The 1,121-nt window shown below is 64.1% G+C and carries 1 protein-coding gene; it reads left to right on the top strand.

From position 1 onward, the window contains the following. Positions 1-196 precede the first annotated feature (196 nt). Positions 197-1,121 (top strand): IS66 family transposase (locus JAB8_RS22080; RefSeq protein WP_254679567.1); only part of this gene is annotated, 925 nt, incomplete at its 3' end.

Raw genomic sequence — 1,121 nt, forward strand, 5'->3', positions numbered from 1 at the left:
GCACGGTTACGCTGACGCAGGCCCAACTGTCGATGCTGCTCGAAGGCATCGATTGGCGCCAGCCGGTGCGCACCTGGCAACCACAATCGGCCTTGTAAACGTCGGCGCCCTCGCGTAAACTTGGCCCATGCTCAATTCAGCCGACCTGCCCAACGACATCGATGCCCTGAAGGCGTTGCTGTTGGCGGCCGAGCAGATGGTGCGTGAGCGCGATGTCGCCATCGCTGCGCACGACGAGCTGGTGTCGGGACTGCGCGCGCAACTGACGACGACCGAGGTCGAGATCGAGCATCTGAAGCTGATGATCGCCAAGCTGCGTCGCATGCAGTTCGGTCGCAAATCCGAGAAGCTGGACCACCAGATCGAACAGCTGGAATTACAACTGGAAGACCTGCAAGCGACCGAGGGTGAGGCTGAGCGCGAGCGCCCGCCGGCAGACAAGGCACCGCGCACCAAGGCGGCGCGCAAACCGCTGCCGGAGCACCTGCCGCGCGACGAACGCGTGTACAAGCCACAGCCCGAAGTCTGCCCAACATGCGATGGCGCACTGTGCCAGTTGGGCGAGGACGTTGCCGAACAACTCGAATGGATACCAGGCAGTTTCCGCGTGATCCGCCATACGCGTCCAAAACTGGCCTGCAAGTGCTGCGACACCATCGTGCAGGCACCCGCGCCAAGCCGACCGATTGCACGCGGCATCGCCGGGCCGGGGTTGCTGGCACATGTGCTGGTGACCAAGTTTGCCGACCATATCCCGCTATACCGGCAGTCGGTGATCTATGCCCGCGAAGGCGTAGAACTTGAACGTGCGCTGCTGGCGAACTGGGTTGGTGCCGCCAGCGCCTTGTTGCGCCCGCTGGTGGACGCGATCCGGCGCCATGTGCTCGCTGGCGCCAAGCTGCACGCCGACGACACGCCAATTCCGGTGCTGGCGCCGGGCAATGGCAAGACGAAAACAGCGCGGCTGTGGACCTACGTGCGTGACGATAGCGCCTCCGGCGACACCACGCCGGCGGCGGTCTGGTTTGCCTACACGCCGGACCGCAAAGGCATCCATCCGCAAACTCAATCGATGCCTTCGAGCAGCATCGACAGTTGGGCCTGCGTCAGCGTGACCGTGC

Origin of the sequence: Janthinobacterium sp. HH106, from assembly GCF_001758725.1 — a bacterium.
GTDB lineage: Bacteria > Pseudomonadota > Gammaproteobacteria > Burkholderiales > Burkholderiaceae_D > Janthinobacterium.